Source organism: Pseudomonas sp. M5A4_2d (assembly GCF_053345295.1).
On the sequence record NZ_JBKEZW010000010.1, the window covers coordinates 227,722 to 251,124 of the forward strand.

18 protein-coding genes are annotated in these 23,403 nt (G+C 60.7%); 11 read left to right on the forward strand and 7 right to left on the reverse strand.

What is annotated here, in order from left to right; genetic code table 11:
• Positions 1-2 precede the first annotated feature (2 nt).
• Genes ACLBW8_RS23140 through ACLBW8_RS23175 form a run of 8 tightly spaced genes read left to right on the forward strand, consistent with a single transcriptional unit; the run spans position 3 to position 10,730 of the window.
• Complete coding sequence (locus ACLBW8_RS23140; protein ID WP_259762779.1) at positions 3-1,994, forward strand: GumC family protein; 1,992 nt, start codon at positions 3-5, stop codon at positions 1,992-1,994.
• A complete protein-coding gene (locus ACLBW8_RS23145; RefSeq protein ID WP_447806406.1) occupies positions 1,994-3,184 on the forward strand; it encodes a glycosyltransferase in 1,191 nt (396 codons plus the stop codon). The genes ACLBW8_RS23140 and ACLBW8_RS23145 overlap by 1 nt, the downstream gene beginning before the upstream one ends.
• A complete protein-coding gene (locus ACLBW8_RS23150) occupies positions 3,174-4,502 on the forward strand; it encodes a beta-xylosidase (RefSeq protein ID WP_407017725.1) in 1,329 nt (442 codons plus the stop codon). Before ACLBW8_RS23145 ends, ACLBW8_RS23150 begins: the two co-directional genes overlap by 11 nt.
• Before the next feature lie 8 nt (positions 4,503-4,510).
• Positions 4,511-5,728, forward strand: coding sequence for a glycosyltransferase family 4 protein (locus ACLBW8_RS23155; RefSeq protein ID WP_447806407.1), 1,218 nt, complete (start codon positions 4,511-4,513; stop codon positions 5,726-5,728).
• Positions 5,719-6,822: a glycosyltransferase family 4 protein gene (locus tag ACLBW8_RS23160; RefSeq protein WP_432750377.1), complete on the forward strand. Its 1,104-nt coding sequence runs from the start codon at positions 5,719-5,721 to the stop codon at positions 6,820-6,822. The genes ACLBW8_RS23155 and ACLBW8_RS23160 overlap by 10 nt, the downstream gene beginning before the upstream one ends.
• Positions 6,819-8,252 (forward strand): O-antigen ligase family protein, encoded by a 1,434-nt coding sequence (locus ACLBW8_RS23165; protein WP_064451718.1) that lies wholly within the window; start codon positions 6,819-6,821, stop codon positions 8,250-8,252. Before ACLBW8_RS23160 ends, ACLBW8_RS23165 begins: the two co-directional genes overlap by 4 nt.
• A 2-nt stretch (positions 8,253-8,254) precedes the next feature.
• Entirely contained in the window at positions 8,255-9,664 is a 1,410-nt protein-coding gene (gene murJ / locus ACLBW8_RS23170) for a murein biosynthesis integral membrane protein MurJ (protein ID WP_447806408.1), read from the forward strand.
• A gap of 43 nt (positions 9,665-9,707) precedes the next feature.
• Positions 9,708-10,730, forward strand: coding sequence for an acyltransferase family protein (locus tag ACLBW8_RS23175; RefSeq protein ID WP_064451716.1), 1,023 nt, complete (start codon positions 9,708-9,710; stop codon positions 10,728-10,730).
• A 120-nt stretch (positions 10,731-10,850) separates the two neighbouring features.
• Here ACLBW8_RS23175 and ACLBW8_RS23180 read toward each other — a convergent pair whose 3' ends face one another.
• From ACLBW8_RS23180 to ACLBW8_RS23195, 4 genes are all read right to left on the reverse strand, one after another.
• A complete protein-coding gene (locus ACLBW8_RS23180) occupies positions 10,851-11,435 on the reverse strand; it encodes a DUF4174 domain-containing protein (RefSeq protein WP_064451715.1) in 585 nt (194 codons plus the stop codon).
• 164 nt (positions 11,436-11,599) lie between these two features.
• Positions 11,600-12,232: a glutathione S-transferase N-terminal domain-containing protein gene (locus tag ACLBW8_RS23185; protein ID WP_447806409.1), complete on the reverse strand. Its 633-nt coding sequence runs from the start codon at positions 12,230-12,232 to the stop codon at positions 11,600-11,602.
• A 13-nt stretch (positions 12,233-12,245) separates the two neighbouring features.
• A complete protein-coding gene (locus tag ACLBW8_RS23190) occupies positions 12,246-12,824 on the reverse strand; it encodes a GNAT family N-acetyltransferase (protein WP_447806410.1) in 579 nt (192 codons plus the stop codon).
• A 71-nt stretch (positions 12,825-12,895) separates the two neighbouring features.
• Complete coding sequence (locus ACLBW8_RS23195) at positions 12,896-15,253, reverse strand: DNA polymerase II (RefSeq protein ID WP_447806411.1); 2,358 nt, start codon at positions 15,251-15,253, stop codon at positions 12,896-12,898.
• Positions 15,254-15,470: 217 nt separating this feature from the next.
• On the opposite strand from ACLBW8_RS23195, the gene ACLBW8_RS23200 reads away from it, so the two are divergent.
• On the forward strand, positions 15,471-17,705 hold the full coding sequence (locus ACLBW8_RS23200; RefSeq protein WP_447806412.1) for a TonB-dependent receptor: 2,235 nt from the start codon (positions 15,471-15,473) through the stop codon (positions 17,703-17,705).
• 176 nt (positions 17,706-17,881) lie between these two features.
• Here ACLBW8_RS23200 and ACLBW8_RS23205 read toward each other — a convergent pair whose 3' ends face one another.
• Positions 17,882-18,349 (reverse strand): SRPBCC family protein, encoded by a 468-nt coding sequence (locus ACLBW8_RS23205; protein ID WP_064451710.1) that lies wholly within the window; start codon positions 18,347-18,349, stop codon positions 17,882-17,884.
• A 99-nt stretch (positions 18,350-18,448) separates the two neighbouring features.
• On the opposite strand from ACLBW8_RS23205, the gene ACLBW8_RS23210 reads away from it, so the two are divergent.
• Positions 18,449-18,850, forward strand: a complete 402-nt coding sequence (locus ACLBW8_RS23210) for a GFA family protein (RefSeq protein WP_128591727.1) — start codon at positions 18,449-18,451, stop codon at positions 18,848-18,850.
• A 1-nt stretch (position 18,851) separates the two neighbouring features.
• Here ACLBW8_RS23210 and mrdA read toward each other — a convergent pair whose 3' ends face one another.
• Together mrdA and ACLBW8_RS23220 are read right to left on the reverse strand one after the other, a co-directional pair.
• Positions 18,852-20,744: a penicillin-binding protein 2 gene (mrdA, locus tag ACLBW8_RS23215; protein ID WP_064451708.1), complete on the reverse strand. Its 1,893-nt coding sequence runs from the start codon at positions 20,742-20,744 to the stop codon at positions 18,852-18,854.
• 134 nt (positions 20,745-20,878) lie between these two features.
• On the reverse strand, positions 20,879-22,294 hold the full coding sequence (locus ACLBW8_RS23220) for an aldehyde dehydrogenase family protein (RefSeq protein WP_447806413.1): 1,416 nt from the start codon (positions 22,292-22,294) through the stop codon (positions 20,879-20,881).
• 102 nt (positions 22,295-22,396) lie between these two features.
• Here ACLBW8_RS23220 and ACLBW8_RS23225 point away from each other — a divergent pair, with 102 nt between their 5' ends.
• Complete coding sequence (locus ACLBW8_RS23225) at positions 22,397-23,287, forward strand: LysR family transcriptional regulator (RefSeq protein ID WP_262667473.1); 891 nt, start codon at positions 22,397-22,399, stop codon at positions 23,285-23,287.
• Positions 23,288-23,403: the final 116 nt, after the last annotated feature.

Consider the following 23,403-nt stretch of genomic DNA (forward strand, 5'->3'; position numbering starts at 1 on the left):
CCATGATCGAGATCCGTTCTTTTCGTGATCTTCTGCGCCTGTTCTTCATCTTCCGGCAAGAGTTCAAACTGGCCGCCATCGCGGCGCTGGTGATCATCCTGCTGGGTGCATTTTTGCTGCCGGCCAAGTACGAATCCACCGCTCGCCTGCTGGTCAAGCCGGGGCGTGATTCAACCTTGCCGATCGAGATCAGCAACCGCCAGGCGCTGGTGATGCCCAGCACCCAGCGCGACCCGATTGTCGACGAGGAACGCTTGCTGACCGGGCGCCCGATCGTGCGCACCGTCGCCGAGCATTATCTGGAACTTATCGAAAACGCGCCGCCACCCGAAGGCTTCTGGAAGCGCACCAAGCACTACGTCAAGGCAGGCGTGGGTGCGGTGTTCGATGGCATTCGCGTGGTACTCGAAACCGTAGGCATTGTGGAAAAAACCACGCCGGTGGAGCGCCTGGCCGCGAGCCTGGAAAAGAACTTTGAGGTCAGCCACGCCGCAGGTTCCACGGTGATGGATATCAGCTTCAGGTGGGGCGACCCGGAAATTGCCCAGGCCGTGGTCAAGGACTGGATCGAGACCTATATCACCGAACGCACCCAGGCGCTGGGTCGCAAGAGCCTGTACGCGTTCTATGAAGGCCAGGTGAACACCAGCGCCACCGAGATCAAGAGCTATAAAGAGCAGATCCTCAAGCACTTGAATGAGATCGGCGCGGCGAGCATCACCGATCGCCTGGAAGACTTGTCCGAACGCATCAACGTGCTGCGCGGCGAGACCTTCAACACCACCCGCCTGATCGCCTCGTCCGACAGTGCGCTGCAGAGCACACGCGATCAACTGAAATCCCAACCCAAGGAAGTCACCACCGTACGCCAGATCGCGCTGAACCCGCAGCAGCAGGATTTGCGTCGCCTGCTGAACCAGAAGCTGCTGGAAAAAGCCGACATGATGCGCACCTACACCGACAACGCGCCGCCGGTCAAAGCCCTGGATGCGTCGATTCGTGCGATGCAAGCCCAGGTCGCCAGTGAAAGCAACACGGTGCAATCCTCCGAAAACCGTGCGCCTAACACCCTGGAAATCCACCTGCAGCGCGTGCTGCTGGACGAGTCGAGCAACAACCTGGCGCTGCGCACCCAGCTTGTACAGCAGCAAAAACAACTGGTGAACCTCGAAGCCCAACGCAAAGACGCCATGGAGATCGAACCGGAACTGGCGCGTCTCGCGCGCGAGTTGAGCGCTACCGAACGCAACTACGCGCTGTACGTGGACAACCTGGAAAAATCACGTATCGACCGTGAACTGGACAAGAGCCAGATCAGCAATATTGCGGTGATCGAAGAAGCCACCCTGAACCCGGGCCGCATCTTCCCGAAAACCCTGGTGATGCTGCTACTGGCGATTCCGTTTGCCATCGTTGTCGGCTTGCTGGTGATCTACCTGTGCTACCTGTTGGACCAGCGCATTCATGACGGCGGCCTGGTGGAGCGCAAGTTCGGTCTGCCACTGTGGACCACGTTGCCGGAGCTGGACACGAGCACTGCGCAAAGTACCAACGCGTTCAATGCGAGTATTTACCGGCTGTACGGGTTGCTGCAGTTGGACCGTATTGCCGAGCGAGGCATGACCCTGGGGCTGACCTCGGCACGTCATGGTGAAGGGGTGACCTTCGTGGTCGAGCAACTGCGCCAATTGCTGCAGGAAAACGGCATTGCCGTGCGGGTCGGCGGCGTGGAACCTGCTGCACCTGGCGAACTGGTGCTGCTGGATGCCTCAGCGCTGCTGGATAACCGCGATGCCTTTATCAACCTGCGCCGTGCCGACTTGATCGCCTTGGTGGTGGAAGCACAGAAAAGCACGGTGCCGGTGGTGGAACACGCGCTGTCGATCCTCAACACGGCGTTCGGCAAGGTGGATGGCATCATCATCAACCGACGCAAATTCGAAGTGCCGGCCAAGGTGCTTAAAACGATCGCCAAGTACCGGGGAGCGTTCTGATGCGCATCGCCTTGCTTGCGCCTTTGCCACCGGAAAAAAATGGGATCGCCGACTATGCGAACCATTTCAAGACGGCATTGGAACAGCTGGGCGTGACGGTGGCGACACCGTTGAGCGGCGCGGAAGGCACTACCGAAGCAATCAAGCAGGCTATCGCCGCATTCGACTGGCACAGCGTGGACCTGGTCCACGCCGAACTGGGTGGCGGCCGGCTTGGGGAGTTCCTGGCCCTGCGCGAGTTGCGCAAGGCTTACCCCAGGCTGCCGCTGACCGCCACCGTGCATGATCCGGAACGCATGGTGTGGCGGCGCGAGCACCTGCCCTTCCCGCTGAACCTGCTGCAACGTTTGCCCAGCCCATTGCCGCAGGCGGCCGTGGTGCTGGCCGATCCACTCACCTTGCGCGAAGAACGCCATGTCGCCCAAGGCCTGACGCGGCTGATTACCCTCACCCGCCTCGGCGCCGATTGCCTGAGCCAGCGCATGCACCTGCCGGCTGGCAAAGTGGCAGTTATCAACCACGCCAACCTGGCAATTGCACCGGCGCCCTTGCCGCCGCTGGACACCTTGCACTTGCTGTATTTCGGCTTTATCTACCGTGGCAAAGGCATTGAAGACCTGTTGCAGGCCCTGGCCGATGTCTTCAAGCAAGCCCCCGAATTGCGTGACCGAGTGCGCCTGACCCTGGCCGGTGGCACGGCCGCCGAAATGGCGTTTGGCGCGGGCGGCAACTACCTGGAGCAGTTGAACAGCCAGATCGCCGAACTCGGCCTGGCGGGCTCCATCGACTGGCGGCTGAACTTGCCGGCCAACGAGATTGCCCAAACAATCCAGGCGCACCATGTGATGGTACTGCCGTACCGCGAGTCGAAGAAGCTCGGCCTGCTCGGGCGCCAACGCGGCACCAGCGGCGCACTGTCCTGGGCCGCCGCATGTGGGCGCGGGGCTATCACGTCGGATGCGCGGGCGTTTGCCGAAGAAGTCGCCAGCGGCAATGGCGCGATCTATCCCCAAGGCGATGTGACAGCGTTGAGCGAACAACTCTTGCGCCTGGCGCGCACACCGACATTGGCGCGCGAATGGGCCGAGCGTGCCGGGGAAATTGGGCGTGAACGCCTGTGGCCGTTGACCGCGCAGAAGTTCAAGCTACTTTTCGAGCAGGCGATTGCGGGAGCCCCTTATGGCGCGTAAACGGGCTTATCTCGCTATCCTCGCGGTGGTTGCCGCACTCGGCCTGACTGCCTTTATGTGGGGGCGCCAGGCCGACGCCGAGAACCATGTCCTCAAGGGCAACAAGGTGGTGGTGTGGAAGGACTTCCTGGGCGTGAACGCGCAGTTCCTGTGGTTCAGCCCCACGCTTTATCAGTTGCAGATCGACCGCCTCAAGGCCTTGGGCCTGCAATGGGTACGCCTGGATTTGCATTGGGATCAACTGGAACCAGCAGAGGGCCAGTATCAGATCGCAACCCTTGATCAGTTGGTGGGCAACCTGCAAGCCAACCAGCTCAAATCGGTGTTCTACCTGGTGGGCTCGGCGCCCTTCATCACCACCGCACCGGCCGGCGCGCCGTATCAGGACCAGTATCCGCCCAAGGACCCGAACGTCTTCGCCAACCGCATGGCACTGCTGTCGCAACGCTACCCCAGCGTGGATGCCTGGCAGGTCTGGAATGAGCCCAACTTGCTGGGGTTTTGGCGCCCGGCAGCTGACCCGGCAGGCTACGCCAGCCTGTTGACCGCCACTGCTGCCGCATTGCGAACTGTTGATGCGAACAAACCCGTGGTGGCTGCCGGCATGGCGTTCTTCAGCGAAATGCCCAACGGCCAGACCATGCTCGCGGCCCTCGGCGCGCTGGGTGTGACGAGCTTGAACACGGTCATTTCCTATCACCCTTACACCCAACTGCCCGAAGGCAACGACCCGGCGAACCTGGACTTTATCGCCAAGACCACCGCGCTCAACCAGACCCTGCGTGCCGGCGGTGTAAAAACCCTGTGGAGCACCGAATGGGGCTGGTCGACCTACCCCGGGCCGAAAGACGCCCAGGACCTCATTACCTTGCAGGGCCAGGCCGATTACGTGGTGCGCCGCGTGGCGCTGATGAGCGCGATGGATTTCGACAAGATTTTCCTGTTCACCCTGAGCGACCTGGATCAACGCGCCAGCGTGCGCGACCAGTCTTACGGTTTACTCGACATCGACGCCAACCCCAAGCCGGTCTATACCGCCTTGAAGAATTTCCTCGACGTGAGTGGGCCACAACTCACGCCCGGCGACCCGCCTACTGCCGACCAATTGCCCGACGGCCTGTTCAGCATCGGCTGGACTCGCGCCGATGGCCACAAGCTGTGGTTTTTCTGGTCGGCCCAGGGCGGTAACGCACACTTGCCCAACCTCACCAGCGCCACCCTGTACGACCCGTTGCGCGGCACGCAAACGCCGGTGAGTGGCACGAATGGGCTGACCGTTCCGGTCAAGTCGAACCTGCAAATTCTGTTATGGGATTGAAGCCCGCCATGCGCATTTTATGGATCCTGCCCTACTCGCCCTGGCCCGCTACCAGCGGCGGCAAGACGCGCCAGTTCCACCTGCTGCGCAGCCTGGCCGCGCGCGGACATCGGATCACCTTGCTGCTACATGACAAGCACCCGGTGTCGCTGACTGACCGCCAGGTGCTGGAAGCCTTCCTCGAGCAATTGATCGTACTGCCACGCCGCCCGCTGCGCAGCCTGAAAACCCTGGTGGCCGGGCTGTTTGCGCCCTACCCGCTGCTGGCCAGCGTGAATGGCTTGTCGGGCGCGCTGCAGGACACTTTCAATCAATTGCTCAAAGAGCACTGGGACGTGGTGCAGATCGAGCACACGTATGCCTTCCAGCCTTATGAAGACGCCCTGGCACGCAAATCCCAGCCTTTCGTGCTGACGGAGCACAATGTTGAATCGGCGCTGGGCGCGGCCACTTACGATCGCCTGCCGCGGTGGGCGCTGCCGTTCATTCGCTACGATCAATGGCGCTACGCGCGCTGGGAACGCCGCGTGATGCGCCAGGCCGCGCAGGTGGTGGCGGTCACCGAAAGCGATGCACAGGTGCTGGCCAGGATCGCCGGCAAACCGGTGCCGGTAGTCGTCAATGGCGTGGACTGTGATCACTTTGCCGCCGCTCACCCCGACCCATCGAAGCGCCGAGTGTTGTTCCTCGGCAACTATGAATATGCGCCCAATGTGGACGCCATCGAATGGGCCCTGGATGAAATCCTGCCCAGGGTCTGGGAGCACTGCCCGGATGCGCGCATGAGTGTGTGCGGTTTCGGCATGCCCGACAGTTGGCGTGAACGCTGGAAGGACCCGCGTATCGAGTGGCAAGGGTTTGTGCCGAACCTGTTGAACCTGCAGTCGAGCTGTTCGGTGTTTCTGGCGCCCTTGCGCCATGGCGGCGGTTCCAAATTGAAAGTGCTGGAAGCGCTGGCCGCCGGGTTGCCTTTGGCGAGCACCGAACAAGGCGTGTCGGGCCTGGATCTGGTGGAGGGCCTGGATTACCTCGGTGGGCAAACCGCCGACAGCCTGGCGGAAGCCGTGGTACGCCTGCTGCAATTTCCCGAAGCCGCCACGCCGATGGGTGAAGCGGGCCGTGCTTATGTGCGCCGGGCCCACGACTGGAGTGTCGCCGCCAGCCAACTGGAGCAGGTGTATGCAAGCCTGTCGCCGCTCAGTCAAAAGGAACCCGCATGCGTGTAGGCCTGGATTACCGCACCGTCGGCACCTCACCGCAATCGGGGATCAGTCGCCAGGTGTACGCGCTGGAAAATGCCCTGCGCACGCTGCCGGATGTCGAGGTTGAACGGTTCACCGTCGCCCCCCTGGGCGATGAAACCCGCTTGCAGGCCCACTGCCCGACCTGGGGCTGCGCGAAGACGGCCATGCACCAACCGCAGAATCGCCTGCGGTTCGAGGCCGGTTTTCTGCCACACGCGTTACGTGAGCAGCACATCGACCTGTACATCAGCACGTTCAATATGGGCCTGCCGCTCCCCCCCAAGCCGAAGGGTTTGCGTACCGTGGTGCTGTTGCATGACCTGTTCCAGATCACCCTGAACAACTACCACGCCAACCGTTTGAAGGCGCTGATCTACAAGACCAGCGATCGACTCTCGATCGCCTATGCAGTGCACAGCGCAGATCGGGTATGGACGCCCTCGCAGTACAGCGCCGATGAAACCGCGCGGCTGTTTCCCAAGGCGGCGGGCAAGATTCGCGTCTTGCCTAATCAAGTGGAGGGTTTTGTCGAACTGGCTGCTGACCTGTCGGCGCACCAGTTGCCGGAACATTACTGGCTGCTGGTCGGCACCCGTGAGTTGCGCAAGAACGTGCCGTTTCTGGTGGACGCCTGGCAGCAGGCACGTCGCCTGTCTCCCGCCGTACCCGAGTTGGTGCTGGTAGGCAGCCTCGAACATCTGCCCGAAGCCCAGCGCAGCCTGCCGGGTATTCGCGCCCTGAGTGGTGTGTCAGATGCACAATTGCACGGGCTGTACCGCAAGGCCTCGCGCCTGTGGCAGCCGTCCTATGCTGAAGGTTTTGGCTTACCGGTCATTGAAGCCCTCAGCGTCGGCACGCCGGTGGCGGTGGCCAGCGGCACGTCGCTGGATGAAATCACGCCGCCTTCGGCCCCGCGCTTTTCGCCCAGCGACGCACCCGCGCTGGTGCAATTGATGGTCGAGCTGGTGGGGCGCCCTACCGAAGATTCTCCCGAACAACGCAAGCTGTGGGCACAACGTTTCAACCACCAGGCTTATCGTCGACGTCTGGCCGAACTGATCGAGGAATTGAAATGAGACTCCCCCTGGCAAGCCTCGTCGCCATACTCTTGGGCCTGTTGTTCGGCGCACTCGCCTTGATGCTATCACCGGCCAAGGCCTTCCTCGCCGTGATCGGTCTGGCGGCTGCGGTAACCATCCTGCGCTTCCCGTTCTGGGGCTTGTTGCTGTTCGCCGGGGTCGCGACCTTTATGCCGTATTCGACCGTCAACCTGGGCATTCGCAGTACGGTGAGCGAAGCCGTCCTCGCGCTGACCTGGGGGGCGGTGGTGTGGCACAGTTTTCTGTCGCGCGTGCCTGATACACCCCGCCTGTCACGGCGCCCCACCGACCAGGCGCTGTTGTGGCTGATGCTGTTCAGCGTGTTCCCGTTTATCGTCGGCCAGGTCAGCATCCACGCCGACAGCAGCGGCACGGCCAACTGGCTGCGCTGGTTGCTGAACCTCTCGGGCGTGTTCCTTTGCGCCAAGTTGCTGACGGGCTACAAGCAACGCGAATCGCTGGTCATCGCCCTGCTGCTGGGCACACTGACGATGCTGGTGCTGTCGATTGCAGTGTTTGTGCGCACCCGCTCGGGGGCGGGCATTGCGCCGATCCTGGCGGTATTCAATTACGGCAACTTCGACATGTTGAAATTCGGCCTGGAGGCGATGGCGTCGCGCATGGGCTCGCCGTGGATGCACCCGAACGCCATCGGCGGAATCATGGCGCTGCTGCTGCCCCTGGCGTTCTGCTATGGCATGACAGAACAAGGCTGGAAGCGCGCGCTGGGCCTGGGCGTGGCGTGCCTGGGCGCTGCGGCCTTGCTGCTGGCGAGTAGCCGTGGCGCGATGGTCAGCCTGGCGCTGGTGCTGATGTGGATGGCGACACGCCGTGTGCCGTACACCGGGCGTCTGTTGATGATCGGCGCCGCGCTGACGGTGGCGCTGGTGATGGCTTATCCACCGTTACAGGACCGCCTGGCGACGATCTTTTCGTCGGACAACGCCAGTACCGAAGTGCGCGTCGATGAATACCGCATGTTCCCGCAGGCGGTGGCGGCGTATCCGTTCGGCATTGGCTTCAAGGTCGACCCACCGGTGCCGGGCACTCTGTTGCTGGGCATCTCCAACCTGTGGCTGAACCTCATCTACAAGATCGGCATTGTCGGCATGCTGCTGTTTGTCGCCGTCACCGTGCGCTGGTGGCGTGAGGCGCGCCCGGAAAAAGGCCCGATCCGCCTGACCAAGGACAACGCGCTGTGGCTGGGCAGCACTGCCGGGATTCTCTCGGCGCTGGTCAGCGGTTTGTTTGACCACTACTTCAGCTTTGCGGTGGTGATGGTGGCGCTGTTCTGGCTGATGGTGGGCCTCAATGTGCTGGAGGCGCGCCGACTGTTTCCGGCACGCCTGCCGCAGCTCAAGACCGTGGCTTATCGCAAGCCGATCCTTGACGGCGCGCGGCCTTAACCATGCTCGGTTCTGCCGTCTGGCTGACGCTTGCGACCTTGCTTGGCCTGTGCCTCGGGTTTGCCCGCGAGTGGTTGCTGGTTGCCGCATGGGGCGCGGGCGAACGCAGCGATGCGTTCCTGATCGCGCTGTTTTTGCCCGAGGCGTTGCGCATGTCGCTGGCCGGTGGCGTATTGAGCGCCGCCGCACTGCCGCTGTACTTGGAACGCAAGGACGCTGAACGCCTGGATTGGCTGGCGGTGCTGTTCCCGGCGCTGATGCTGATCGCGCTGTTCACCAGCCTGTTGCTGACGCTGTTGGCGCCGTGGCTGGTGCAATTACTCGGGCCAGGGTTGGCGGCCAGCGCGACGGCGCTCGCCGGCAGCAACTTACAGATCGTGGCCTGGTGCGTGCCGGGGTTGATGCTGCATGCACTGTTCAGTATTCCGTTGCAGGCCAGTGAGCGGTTTGTGCTGGCGGGCCTGGGTTCGCTGCTGTTCAACCTGCCGCCGGTGACGTACCTCGCCCTGGCGGGCACCGCGACTCAACCGCACACCCTCGCCTTGGCGTGTGTGGCCGGGAGTCTGTTGATGCCACTGGCACTGCTGCCGTCGATCTGGCGTCAGGGCTGGCGGCCGTGGCGCTGGCAGTTGTCGTTCACGCCGTTGCGGGAACTGGGCCAACGCATCGGGCCGTTGCTGTTAAGCAATGGTGCCAGCCAGGGGTTGGCGTTGATCGAGCGCCTGGTGGCGTCGCTGCTCGGCGAAGGCGCCGTGACGTGGGTCAACCTCGCCCGCAAGCTGATGAACCTGCCGCTGATTGCACTGATGAGCCTCAACCAAGTGTTGCTGGGCATGATGAGCCGACGCCAGGGCGATGAGCGCCTGGCCTTGCTAAAACGCGGCCTGGAAACCGCCAGCGTGCTCACGCTGCCTGCCGGCGTCGGCCTGGTGGCCGCAGCACCCAGCCTGGTGGCGTTGTTGCTGCCCAAGCAATCGGCGGACTCGCCTTTGCCGCTGCTGCTGGCGTGGTTTGCCGTGCCGCTCGTATTCGGCGCGTGGAACGCGTTGCTGGCGCGTTATGCCTATGCCGCCGGCGACACGCGCCAGCCGTTGCGTTGCGAGTTGCTGGGTAGCCTGGTCAATGTGCTGTTGCTCGGCGCCCTGCCCTTTGTGTTTGGCCTGGCGGGTATTCCATTGGCCGCCTTGGCGGGCGTGATTTGCACCGCATTGCTGCTGATGCAGCGACAGTCGTTGCTCGGCGCCCTGCCCTGGGCGCGGCAATGGCTGCTCAGTGCAGGGCTGATGAGCCTGGCAGCGCTGGCGCTGTTTCGAATTCAAGGCGTGTGGCTGCAACTGGGGCTGAGTACCCTGGCCGGCGCCGTGGTGTTGTTGAGTATGGGGCTGTGGCTGAAGCCGTGGCGCAAGGCATGAACGAGCAATTGGGGGTGGTCACTTGAAACATCGTTGGATTCAGATGGATATTGCCAAAGGCATCGGCATCCTGATGATCGTGTATGGCCACAGCTGGTTTGTCGCTAACTCGCCGGACGTGCTGTATCCGATCATCGCCTCGTTCATATTGCCGTTGTTCTTTTTCCTGTCCGGGGTGTTCTTCAAGCCCGAGCAACCTTTTGTGGAAATGGCGATACGCAAGGCCGACGGCCTGCTCAAGCCGTTTTTCTTCACCATGCTGGTGTACGTGATCGTGCGCGCGGTGTTGCGCTGGCAACCGCTGCTGCCGGATATCGGCGGTGTGCTGTACGCCTCGGTGGACACCATTCCGTGGCAGGCCCTGTGGTTTTTGCCGCATTTCTGGGTGGCGATTCTGTTCAGTTGGTTGATGCTGCGACTGATCCAGCGTCTGAAACTGTCACTGCCGGTGAGCTGCCTGCTGATAGTGGTGCAACTGTTAATCGGTATTTGGGTATTGCCGTGGTTCTGGCAAATACCGGTGACCGTCGGCGGGCACACCTGGACGCTGCCCGGCCTCCCGTTCAGCCTTGAAGTCACCTTGATCAGCAGCACCTATTTCATCTATGGCTACCTGTTGCGCGACTGGCTGCGCAGGCATGAGGGCTCGCTGCTGACGGTGGTGATTGCGGTGGCATTGTTCGCCGCAGTGTTCCTCTACAGCCACGCCACCATGGACCTGGCACAACGGCGCTACGACCACTGGTTGTGGACCAGCCTGCTGGCGGTGATCGGCGTGTACGCGTGCTGGGCATTGGCGCGGGTGCTGATGGTGTCGGCCGTCATCACGCGGGCGATGACGTATATCGGCCAGTCGACCCTGATCCTGTTGATCTTCCATGGGGAAATCCAGCACAAGACCGTCGACCTGATGGAGCGCCTGGGTCTGCATCCCTTCCTGGCCGCATGCCTGGGCCTGGTGGTGGCGGTAGTCGTGCCGTTGCTGATCGGGGAAGTGATCAAGCGAGTGGCGTTCTTGCGGTTTTTCTACTTTCCGTTTCCGGTGCGTAAAGCCCCAAAAACTTGAAAAGGCTGCGACACACTTGTAGCAGCGGACTTGCCCACGATAGCGATGGGTCATTCAAAGGTGTATTGACTGACACTGCGTCATCGCGGGCAAGCCCGCTCCCACAGGGGTTAGGTATTTTCAATCATCCAGTTGTTGCGCGGCAGGCTTGTTGCCGGGTTTTGCGGGCTTGGCCGCTTTGGCGCCCTTGGCTGGAGCAGCTGCGGCAGGCTCCGGCTCGGCAGGCGCGGCAAGGTCTTTTTCAGCCTGCGGCATCTGGTCGATGGCGCTGAAAAACGCCTTCAGATCGAGGGTATCCGGTGGCACGGTTTTCTCGACTTTCTTCTCGCCGTCCTTCCCCACCAGGATCACTTTGGTGCCGCTGCCGGCGCCCAACTTGAGGGCGCGGATCAGCGCGTTGGTTTCAGGCGGCGTGAGCTTTTTGTTGTCCTTCGCGTCCTTGGCGAACTTCTCCCCTTCGGCACCGATACTGCCGAACTTGACGGTGTAGAAGACCATGCTGCGCTCTTCAAAGGACTGCTTGTTGGCAGGCTCGTCCAGCTGTTTCTTGAGGGTGGCCAGCGTTTCGTTGCCGGAATCCAGCTCCACCACTACCAGCGGGCGGGACTTGCCCAAGTCCTGCTTGAGCGGGTTGATATCATCCGCGGCCAACAGCGGCCCCGTAAAAGCCATCAAGGTAGCCAGGGTCAGCGACCGGATGAGCATGCGCACCTCCTTTGAATTCCATGCAGGGTTCTTGAGTTTCATGTCTGCGACAGTCAAATTCAAGGATGATTCCTACACCACGTTAAGAAGCGTAGGTCAGGACGCCCGCTACGCAAGGGGTTGAGTGGGGGCAACGGTCATTGTTTCTTCTGATTGCGGAAACATTACGAGACGTCCCACTCCGGCCAATGTCGCGCAAACACGGGCGCCACAACAGGGTCGGTGTCCACCTGCACCAGTGTCTGGGCAAAGCCTGGGGCCAAGTTGCCCAACACCTCGCGCGCCTCGTCCCAGCGCGACACCGCTGCGGCCATGATGCCCAGTGCATTCGGCACCGCGTTCGGGGCGAACAACTGGTCGGCAAACTGTTCGGCGAAGACCACCCACGCATGATGCAGATAGCGACGCGTACCGGTGATCAATTGCGCCTGCGCCGCTTCATCCGCATTGCCCAGCCAGCGCTGCGGATAGTCGATGATGCCGATTGCCGAGTAGCAATTGGCAGCGATGTACAGCAGGCCACGCAGGATCTGCGCGCGGTTGCCGGCCAGCAGGTCGGAAGCGGGAAACTCCAGGCCCAGGTGGATCAGGATGGCAGCGCTTTCGGTCAGCACCTGCCCATCGGGGGTGACCAGGGTCGGTATCTGTTTGAGCGGGTTGATCCGTGCAAGGGCTTCGCTGCCCTCGCTGTAGTCCCAGGAACTGGCGTCGATCCGTCGCCACGGCACCGCGCAACGCTGCAGGGCGATTTCGATCATGCAGGAGCCGGATTCATCAATGCCGTAGAGCGTGTACATGAGTGCTTCCTCCTTATCGCAGCAGCTTGGCCTGCAAATTGGCCTTCACCTGCGACCATTCCGAATCGATGATGCTGAAGCGCACCGAGTTGCGCTTGCGCCCGTCGGGCATGATGCGTTCGTGGCGCACAATGCCTTCTTGCACGGCACCCAGACGCAGGATGGCGGCGCAGGATTTTTCGTTGAGTTCATCCGTGGTGAACTGCACCCGCACACACTCCAGCACTTCGAAGGCGTAGGTCAGCAGCAGCAATTTGGATTCGGTGTTGACCGAGGTTTTTTGCGTCGATTGCGCCAAGAAGGTATGGCCGATCTCGAGCTTGCGGTTAACCCGGTCGACCTTCCAGAAGCGTGTACTGCCGAGCACCTGGCCGCCGTCGCGACGCACAATGGCGAACGGGATCATGGTGCCGGCCTCACGCCCGGCGATGGCGAGGTCGATGTACTTGGCGACGGTTTCGGGGCCCGGCACGTGGGTAACGTTGAGGTTCCAAAGCTCGCCGTCGGCGGCAGCCTCGACCAGTGCAGCCGCATGTTCACGTTGCAGGGGTTGGAGTTCGACCGTAGTGCCGGTCAGAGTGATCTGGTTCATGGAGAGGCGCGCCGTCCGAGGGGTCTTTAGAGGCAAAGAGTGCAGGCTCTCACGGCCTCCAGGCAAGCGTTTTAGAACAGGCCCATTTGCCCGCCGACCAAGGTGCCGAAATCATCATTCACGAACGGCAGGATCGCATCGGCCACCGGCTGCAATTGACGGGTAACGTAGTGGTCGTAGTCGATGGGTGCCTGCCGCACCTCCAGCGGTTCCGGGCCGTTGACGCTGATCACGTAGCTGATCCAGCCACCCCGCTGGTACTGCCGTGGGCGCCCGAGGCGGTCGTTGTATTCATCCGCCAGGCGCGCAGCGCGCACGTGAGGCGGGACATTGCGCTCGTAGTCGTCCAGTTGACGCCGCAGGCGTTTGCGGTAGATCAGCAGGTCGTCGAGTTCGCCGCTCAACGTTCGACGCACATAGTCGCGCACATAGTCTTGATGGGGCTGGCGATGGAAGATGCGCTGGTAGAGTTCCTGCTGGAATTGCCGGGCCAGGGGCGACCAGTCGCTGCGCACGGTTTCCAGGCCTTTGTAGACCATTTCTTCGCTGCCATCGGCGCGCACGACCAAGCCGGCGTAACGCTTTTTGCTGCCCTCCTCCGCGCCGCGAATGGTTGGCATGAGGAAGCGGCTGAAGTGGGTTTCGTATTGCAGTTCCAGGGCGCTTTGCAGGCCGAATTCGTTGTGCAGATGCGCACGCCACCACGCATTGACGTACTGCACCAATTCCTGGCCGATACGGCTGGCGTCCTCTTGGGAATGGGCGCTGCCCAGCCAAACGAAAGTGGAGTCGGTATCGCCGTAGATCACCTCATAACCCTTGGCCTCAACCAGCTCCCGTGTCTGGCGCATGATCTGGTGACCACGCAGGGTGATTGAGGACGCGAGCCGGGTGTCGAAGAACCGACAGCCGCTGGAACCGAGTACGCCATAGAACGCGTTCATGATGATTTTCAGGGCTTGGGACAGTGGCGCGTTGTGTTCGCGCTTGGCCACTTCGCGCCCTTCGGAAACGCGTGCAACGATGGACGGCAAACAGTGCCGGCTACGCGAGAAACGCGCACCGCGAAAGCCTTCCACCGATTCGCTGTCGTCGGGGTGCTTGAGGCCCTCAATCAGACCGACCGGGTCGATCAGGAAGCTGCGGATGATCGACGGGTAGAGGCTTTTGTAATCCAGCACCAGCACCGATTCGTAGAGGCCGGGCCGCGAGTCCATGACAAACCCGCCGGGACTGGCCTGGGGAGGTTTGTCGCCAAGGTTCGGTGCGACAAAGCCCTGGCGGTGCATCAACGGCATGTACAAGTGAGTAAACGCGGCGACAGAGCCGCCGTTGCGGTCGGCCGGCAGCCCGGTGACGCTGGCCCGTTCCAGCAGGAACTTGAGCAGCTCGGTCTTCTCGAAAATCCGCGTGACCAACTCGCAGTCCTTGAGGTTGTAGCGCGCCAGGGCGGGCTTGTCCTCGGCGAACATGCGGTTGATTTCATCCATGCGCTGGTAAGGCGTGGAGATGTCCTTGCCTTCGCCAAGCAGGGTTTGCGCGACGTTTTCAAGGCTGAAGGATTCGAAACTCCAGGTAGCCGAACGCAGGGCTTCGATGCCGTCGATAATCAGGCGCCCCGCGGCTGCCGCAAAATAGTGATTGCGGCTGCCATGTTCGCGCCAGGCCATGGCTTCACCGCCACGGCCCAGCAGCAAGGGCACGTTGAGGCGCTGGGCATGTTCGTGGAGTACACGCAGGTCAAACTGCACCACATTCCAGCCGATGATCGCGTCGGGGTCATGGGTGGCGAGCCACGCGTTGAGGCGTTCGAGCAATTGCGCGCGGGTGTCGCAGTAGTCGAGCTTGAAGTCGACGGCATCGGTCTTGTTCGGCGGACCGAGCATGTATACCTGGCGCTCGCCGCAGCCTTCGAGGGCAATGGAATACAGCTCGCCCTGGGCAGTGGTCTCGATGTCCAAAGACACCAGTTTCAGCGGCGGGCGGTACTCGGGCGCGGGTTTCATGTGTGCGTCGAGCAGCGTGCCATTCACGTCCGGTGTACCACCGAACCACACCGGGGCGGTGATGAAGCGCTCCATCATGTAGCGCTCGGGCGGGCGCACGTCGCCTTCGTATACATCAACTCCCGCAGCGCGCAGGCGTTTTTCCAGGTCCATCATTTGGCGGTGCTGGCGGGTGTAGAGGCCCAGGACCTGTCGATGGTGGAAATCGCACAGCTGCAACGGGCGCAACTCGATATCGCGCTCGCCCTTGAGCAGCCAATCCAGATGCTTGCGATGGGCCTCGGGGATAAACATGACCGAGGTTTGCATGGGGAGACGGATGCACCGCGGCCCGAGGTCCGTGGCCAGCCAGAAACTGACCTCCGTGCCCGCCGGGGTGTCGCGCCAATGCCGGGTCAGGACAAAACCCTGCTGTAAATCCACCGTACCGCACCTCAGGAATCGCTTTCAGGGCGTGATTCTACTCGGCATCCGGCCAAATGCGGCACGTTAACGCGCACGCAGACTGCAATCCCAAAAATTTGTTGCAGAATATTAATAACAATCACTATCATTCGCGCCGGAGTCGTATCCGCGCAGCGAGGAAGCGCAGCGTTGTTGCCCTTTTCCTCACATTGACGGTTCGCCGTCAGGATCGACCATGCCCACCTGCAGCCGACTTTCTGTACCGTTTCGCCCGACCCTGCTCGCCCTTTGCTGTTCTTTGAGCCTCACCGCTCATGCTGCATCCCCAGTCACCCCGCAGGATGCGAACAACCATCAGGACGGCAACACACTGGAATTGGGCGCCACCAACATCAATGCCGAGGCGCCTGCGCCGAACGCCCTGCCCCCGGTTTACGCTGGCGGCCAGGTTGCACGCGGTGGCCAATTGGGAGTGCTGGGCAACCAGGACATCATGGATGTGCCGTTCAGCATGTCCTCCTATACCGAGAAATTGATTCGCGACCAGCAAGCGCAAACCGTCGGCGATGTGTTGCTCAATGATGCGTCCGTGCGCCAGGCATCGGGCTACGCAAACCAGGCCCAGGCCTTCGTGATTCGAGGCTTGCCACTCAATGGCGACGATATTTCGTTCAATGGCTTGTACGGCATCCTGCCGCGCCAGATCATGTCCACCGACGCCCTGGAACGGGTTGAAGTGTTCAAAGGCCCCAATGCCTTTATCAACGGTGTCACGCCCGGCGGCTCAGGCATTGGCGGCGGCGTAAACCTGCAACCCAAGCGCGCCGATGATCTGCCGCTGCGCCGTTTCAGCACGGATATCAGCAGTGATGGGCGGCTGGGTGAACACCTCGACATCGGCCAGCGCTTTGGCGAGGACAACCGCTTTGGTGCGCGGGTGAACCTGTCCCAGCGTGAAGGCGATACTGCGATCGACGATGAGAACCAGCGTTCGAAGCTGTTCTCCGTCGGGCTGGATTACCGCGGTGATGCACTGCGTTTGTCGGGCGACTTTGTTTATCAGAAGCAGCAAGTCAATGGCGGCCGCAATACGGTGTTGCTCGGCAATGGGCTGACCCATATCCCGAACGCCCCGTCCGCCGACACCAACTACGCGCCGAACTGGGGCACCACCAGCCTTGAAGATACCTTCGGCATGTTGCGTGGCGAGTACGACCTCAACGACAACTGGACCGCCTATGTCGCTGGCGGCGCCAAGCACACCAACGAGATCGGGCGTTACTCGTCGGTCACCCTGAACGACGCATTGGGTAATGCCAGCGTCAGCGGTTCGAACATCGCTCACCAGGAAGACAACACCAGCCTGATGGCCGGCCTGAACGGCAAGTTCCAGACAGGATCTGTCAGCCACAAATTGAACCTGGGCTTGACCGGCATCTGGACCCAGGCACGCAACGCGTTTGACTTTGCCTCCGGCAGCCAGGCGACCAACCTCTATAATCCAGCCGACGTGGCCGCGCCGGCCAAGGGCGGCTACACCGCCGGCAGTGACCTGAACGATCCTGGCATCACCGCCAAGACATTCGCTCGCAGCGCGGCAGTGTCAGACACCTTGGGGTTCATGGATGACCGCCTGCTGCTCACTGCCGGTCTGCGCCGCCAGGAACTGGTGGTTCAGGGCTATGCATACGGCACAGGCACGCGCACCGCCAACTACGCCAAGGGCATCACCACGCCGGTGTATGGCCTGGTATTCAAACCCTGGGACCACGTGTCGTTCTATGCCAACCACATCGAAGGCCTGGCTTCCGGGCCGACTGCACCGACCACGTTCGGCAACGCCACCGTGACCAACGCCAACCAGACCTTTGCACCGGCTCGTTCGAAACAGACCGAGGCCGGCGTCAAGCTTGATATGGGCACCTACGGGGCGACCTTGGGTGTCTACCGAATCGAGCAACCGACTCAGGGCTACTCTCAACTGAACGCAGATCAAAGCGCGACCTTTGTGTTCCAGGGCGAGCAAGTCAACAAGGGCGTAGAACTGAGCGTCTTCGGTGAACCGGTCAGCGGCCTGCGCCTGCTGGGCGGCGCGACCGTTATTCACACTGAAGTCAACGGCACGCAAAACGGCGCCAACGACGGCAACCGTGCCATCGGCGTGCCGACGTTCCAGCTCAACGCCGGCGTGGACTGGGATGTGCCCGGCCTGCAAGGCGTGACCGTGAACGGACGTATGTTGCGCACCGGCGGTCAGTACGCCGATGCGGCCAACAACCTGAGCCTGCCGACCTGGAACCGCTTCGACGTGGGGGCTCGCTACAACTTCAAGGTGGCCCAGCGCGATGTGACGGTGGGCGCCACCGTGGAAAACGTAGCGAATACCAAGTATTGGGAGTCGGCGTTGGGCGGCTATCTGACCCAAGGTGATCCGCGAGTAGCCAAGTTATCGGCGACGGTTGATTTCTAAAACCGTTATAACCGGGTGGGCCAGCGGATTGGCGCATCGCTGACCCACCACCCGATACAGGTGCAATTGATGACTACCCACATCGACCTGAAAAAAAACCGGTCACCCGGCCAATCACCACGGTTCACGAAGACTGATTGCAACGAAGGCGGGCATCCTCGAGATGCCCGTTTGGGTCAGGCGCGACGGGCCTGGCCGAGATAGGTTTCGATGTTGCTCATTTGCTCATCCCAGCCACGGGAATTCATCTTGAACGCTTTCTGGCGTCGGGCCTCGGGCACCGCGTCAAAGCCTGATTCGACCACCCGCAGCAGGATGCCGGGCGCGCGATCCTCGATGGTGAATTCGACCAGGGTCGGCGTTTCCTTGTCGTAGGGCACGTCCTTCTCCACCGCGTAAGGATGCCACCAGAAAGAGAACAGGGTTTGTGGCAGGACGCGTTCGATCCTGGCCTTCCACACGACATGTTCGTAGCCAGGGTAGGTTATCGGCGCCTCGATGGTTTCCCCAGCGGCAAAGGTTTTACCCTTGAGGGCGATGCCGAACCAGCTGCCGAACTGCTCGGCATCGGTGAGTGCTTCCCAGACCTGTTTGCGTGAAGCGTTGAGCAGGACCTTTCGTTCGATGCGATCTAATACGTGCATAAGTCACCTCCTCCATTGACAGTAGGCGACATCGACCAATGCGCAACCTTGGGTTGTGCGCGATGATGATGACCCTATCCTTGATCCGACAATACGTTTATGACTGACCCGTTGAATGGAAGTTGCTTCTGCAAAGCAGTGCGCTATCAAATTGACAGCCTGGATATGCCCATCAGCCACTGCCATTGCGACAGCTGCCGTAAGGTGCATGCAGCCGCTTTTGTGACCACGGCCGGGGTGATGCGTGAGCACTTTCGCTGGACGCAGGGTGAAGAACTGCTGTCGGCTTTTGAGTCATCGCCGGGCAAATTCAGGCATTTCTGCTCGCGCTGCGGCTCACACCTGGTGGCAGAGCGCGGGCATCAGCCCCATGTGATTGTGCGGGTGGCGACACTGGATGATGATCCGGGTGTCCGGCCCACCTCGCACATCTGGACAGCCCATGATGTGCCCTGGCTGGCTTATGAAAGCCTGGAACAATGGGACGAGTGGAAGGCCTGACTTAGACGTGCGGGTCACCTGGCGCTTTGGCCGGCGTCGCATATTGCGGCTTCAGGTGGCCTTCTTGATCGAGCAGCCAGGCATCCATGATTTGCCGCACCACAGGGCCTGCCACGCGGCCACCGGCCTCGCCGTTCTCAATCATCACCGAGATCACGATTTTCGGGTGTTCAGCCGGCGCGAAGCCAACGAACAGGGCGTTGTCACGATGGCGCTCAAGGGTCTTGTTACGGTTGTAGCGCTCACCTTGCTTGATTGCCACCACCTGCGCGGTACCACTCTTGCCGGCAATCCGGTATTGGGCGCCAAGCGCCGCCGCACGAGCGATACCACGCGGGTCGTGCATCACCAGCTGCATGCCGTGGTTGACCTGTTCCCAATCACGCGGATCTTTCAGAACCACGTTAGGCATCGGATTTTCGTCCACGGGCGGCACGCCATTGATGGTCTTGGCCAAGTGCGGCCGGTTCCATACACCTTTGTTGGCGATCAACGCAGTGGCCTGCGCCAGCTGCAACGGCGTGACCTGCATGTAACCCTGGCCAATGCCGAGGATTACGGTTTCGCCCGGGAACCAGGGTTGACGCCGTGTCGCACGCTTCCAGGCCTGGGAAGGCATCAAGCCGGCCGACTCTTCGAACATATCCAGTGAGACTTTTTGACCCAGACCGAATTCGGCCAGGTAGTCGTGCAGGCGGTCAATCCCCAATTTGTGGGCCAGGTCGTAAAAGTAGGTGTCATTGGAGCGCATGATGGCCGCGTCCATGTCCACCCAGCCATCGCCGCTGTGGTTCCAGTTGCGGTATTTGTGGTCAAAATCTGGCAACTGGTAGTAACCGGGGTCGAACACTCGTGTTTGCGCGGTCACCACACCACTGTCTAGACCCGCGATGGCCACTTCCGGTTTGATCGTCGAACCGGGCGCGTAAAGCCCGCGCAGTACGCGGTTGAACAGCGGCCGGTCAATGGAGTCGTGCAGCGCAGCGTATTCCTTGAAGCTGATGCCGGTGACGAACAGGTTCGGGTCAAAGCTCGGCTTGCTGACCATGGCCAGCACTTCGCCGGTTTGCGGGTCAAGGGCGACGACCGAACCACGGCGATCGCCCAAGGCCTCTTCGGCGGCTTCCTGGAGTTTGACATCGAGGCTCAGGACGATGTTTTTGCCGGGGATCGGATCGGTGTGCTTGAGCACGCGTAATACGCGGCCCTGGGCATTGGTCTCGACCTCTTCATAGCCGACATGGCCGTGCAGTTCGGACTCGTAGAAGCGCTCGATACCGGTCTTGCCGATAGACTGGGTGCCACGGTACTCCACCGAATCGAGCGCCTTGGATTCTTTTTCATTGATCCGGCCGACGTAGCCGATCGAATGGGCGAAATGCGCACCCAGCGGATAATGACGCACGAATTGCGGCTCGACGTCGACACCGGGCAGGCGGAACTCGTTAACAGCCAATACGGCGATCTGTTCTTCGGTCAATTCGTAGAACAACGTAACGGGCACGAAAGGATGGCGGGCCTGCTTCAGCGCTTTGTCGAACACCGCGCGATCTTCTGCCGGCAAATGCAGCAGGTTGACGATGGCGTCCAATTCGCCCTTAAGGTCAGTGGTGCGCTCGCGAGTGATAATTAGGTTATAGCTGGGGCGGTTGTCAGCCAGAACCACGCCATTACGGTCATAAATCAGGCCGCGAGTTGGCGTAATCGGCAATACGTGGACGCGGTTGTTTTCAGAAATCGTCGAGTGGTAGTCGTACTGCACAACCTGCAGGAAATACATGCGCCCGACCAGGGCGCAAGTAATGCCAATTACCAACAGCGCGCAGGCGAACAAACGCTTGTTGACCAGGCGGTTTTCTTTTTCGTGATCCTTGATCGGTATCGGTTCAGGCATTTCTACAGCATCTCGTTGAAGAAGGTCGACGCCGCGTCCTGCGGATGACAGATCAATCCTTGTGAAAATGTGCTGCACCATACCAAAAATGCAGAAACACTTTGCATCGATTTCCCCAACGGCATGCTGTTTTGTCAGGAGAGGACAGATTTTGGCTCCAGAAAGGCCTCCAAACCGAAAGTGCCATACTCACGGCCGATGCCTGATTGTTTAAAGCCACCAAAGGGTGCACGGGGCTCGTGGGCCAGGGTGTTGATTAACACGCGACCGGCATCGATGCGAGCAGCCAACGCGTGAGCCCTCGGTAGATCGGATGACAGAATGTAAGCCTGGAGACCGTAGGGCGTGTCATTGGCAATCGCCAGCGCGTCCTCCTCGTCGCTGTAAGTGATGATCGATAGCACAGGACCGAAAATCTCCTCACGGGCAATGGTCATCTGGTTTGTGACACGACTGAATACGGTGGGCCTGACAAACCAGCCGGCACCGAGCTCATCAGGCAAACCAAGACCGCCCGCCAGTAAATGCGCGCCCTCTTCGATGCCGATCTGAATATATCGCTGAACCCGCTGCCACTGCTTGAGACTGACCATCGGGCCGATACTCGTGTCGCTGTCATTGGGGTCGCCCGCTCGGATAGCGACCATTTCCTCGACGATCAGCGCTTCTACTTCAGCCAAGCGGTGGGCCGGCACAAGCATGCGGGTACCGGCAATACACGCCTGGCCACTGTTCATGAATCCGGCTTGAAGTGCCATGGGTATGGCCTTTTTCAGATCGGCATCATCGAGTATCAATACCGGCGACTTACCACCCAACTCCAGTGTGATGCGCTTCAGCGTTTGCGCCCCAGCCATCAGGATCTGTTTGCCTACAGCGGTAGAGCCAGTGAATGAGACTTTGGCAATGTCGGGGTGCGCACTCAGCACGGTTCCTACGGTTTCACCACGCCCGGTGACAATATTGAATACACCGGGTGGCAAGCCTGCCTCGTGCAGAGCGCGCGTGACAATAGATGTCTGGATGGCGCTCATTTCACTCGGCTTGATCACTGTTGTACAACCGGCCGCCAATGCTGCGGCCAGCTTGCCGCAGATGAAGCCGGCGTTACTGTTCCAAGGGGTGATGAGCCCGGCAACACCCAGGGGCTGCATCGTCACATCAGCGATGCCGATGCGTCGCGTGAAGTCGTAGTCAGCGAGCACGGCCGCCGCGTCCAGAAGCACACTTGCTGCATGCTTGGCCATCCACCGTGCACGGGATACCAGGGCGCCATACTCCTCGATGATGGCGCCTGTAAGTTCCGTCTCTATGGCTGCGACCGCGGCATGCATGCACTTCAGATAATCGACACGCACGGATTTTGTCGTTCGCGAAAACTCGGGAAATGCCTGTGTTGCGGCGCTGACCGCGTTGTTCGCATCTTGCTCATCAGCCAGGCGAACCTGACCAATACACTGGGCGGTCGCTGGGTTGAACAGGTCAAAAAGTTCTTCGCCGTGGGGCGTAACAAATTGGCCATTGATGTAGATCTGGTCGACCTGATGCATGGAGCCTCCGAGGGCACTCAGTTGGTATGCCTTACGGTAAGCCACTATGATTGACCTGATAATCCGCACAACGCCGCATGACTTGATGAGCGATCCAGGACAATGAACACATCCGGACTGAATGAACTGGAAGCGGTGCTGGCCGTTGCGCGACATCGCAGTTTCAGGGCAGCGGCGACCGAGCTGAATGTATCGACATCAGCGCTGAGCCACTCAATCGCCACACTTGAAGCGCGGATGGGCGTTCGACTGTTTCATCGTACGACGCGAAGTGTGTCGCTGACAGAAATAGGGACAGAGTTTGTCAGCACGATCACACCCGCCCTTTCGACTATCCGTGTGGCGCTTGAACAAGCGGGCAATAGTCAGGCGGCGCCGAGTGGCACATTACGGCTTAATACTTCAGCAGGTGCCGCCAAGCAGGTAATGCCGCTGCTGCTGGAGTACATGCGGCGTTATCCGCTGATGAAAGTGGATATCGTCACTGAAGGTCGGCTGGTGGATATTGTGGCTCAAGGGTTTGACGCGGGTATTCGTCTTGGCGATAGCGTTCCACAAGACATGATCGCGATTGATATCAGCCCGCCTCAGAGGTTTGCCGTATTGGGTAGCCCAGCCTACTTTGCCAGGCACCCTGCCCCTTTGAACCCTTTGGATCTAAGCGCTCATGAATGTATCCGTAGCCGGATGCCAAGTGGCTCAATCTATCGCTGGGAGTTTGAGCGCCACGGCGAAACCATTGCAGTTGACGTACGAGGCGCGCTGACACTTGATAATCCAACATTGATGCTTCAGGCAGCCAGAGCTGGAATGGGATTGACGTATCTAACGGAATGGAATGCCTCTGTAGACCTGGCGAAGGGGACGTTGGTGCGGGCGCTCGAAGAATGGACACCCCCTTTCGACGCTTTACGCCTCTACTACTCGGGAAGACGCCATGTACCGGCCGGTCTGAGAGCACTGATTGAGCTGATCAAGCAGCAAGGATTTTAGGAAAAGCCGTAGCGCTTCACTTTTCGACCGCCCAAAACAAAACCCCTGTCTGCGTTAGCAAACAGGGGTTCTGGAATTTAATCTTGACGATGACCTACTCTCACATGGGGAAACCC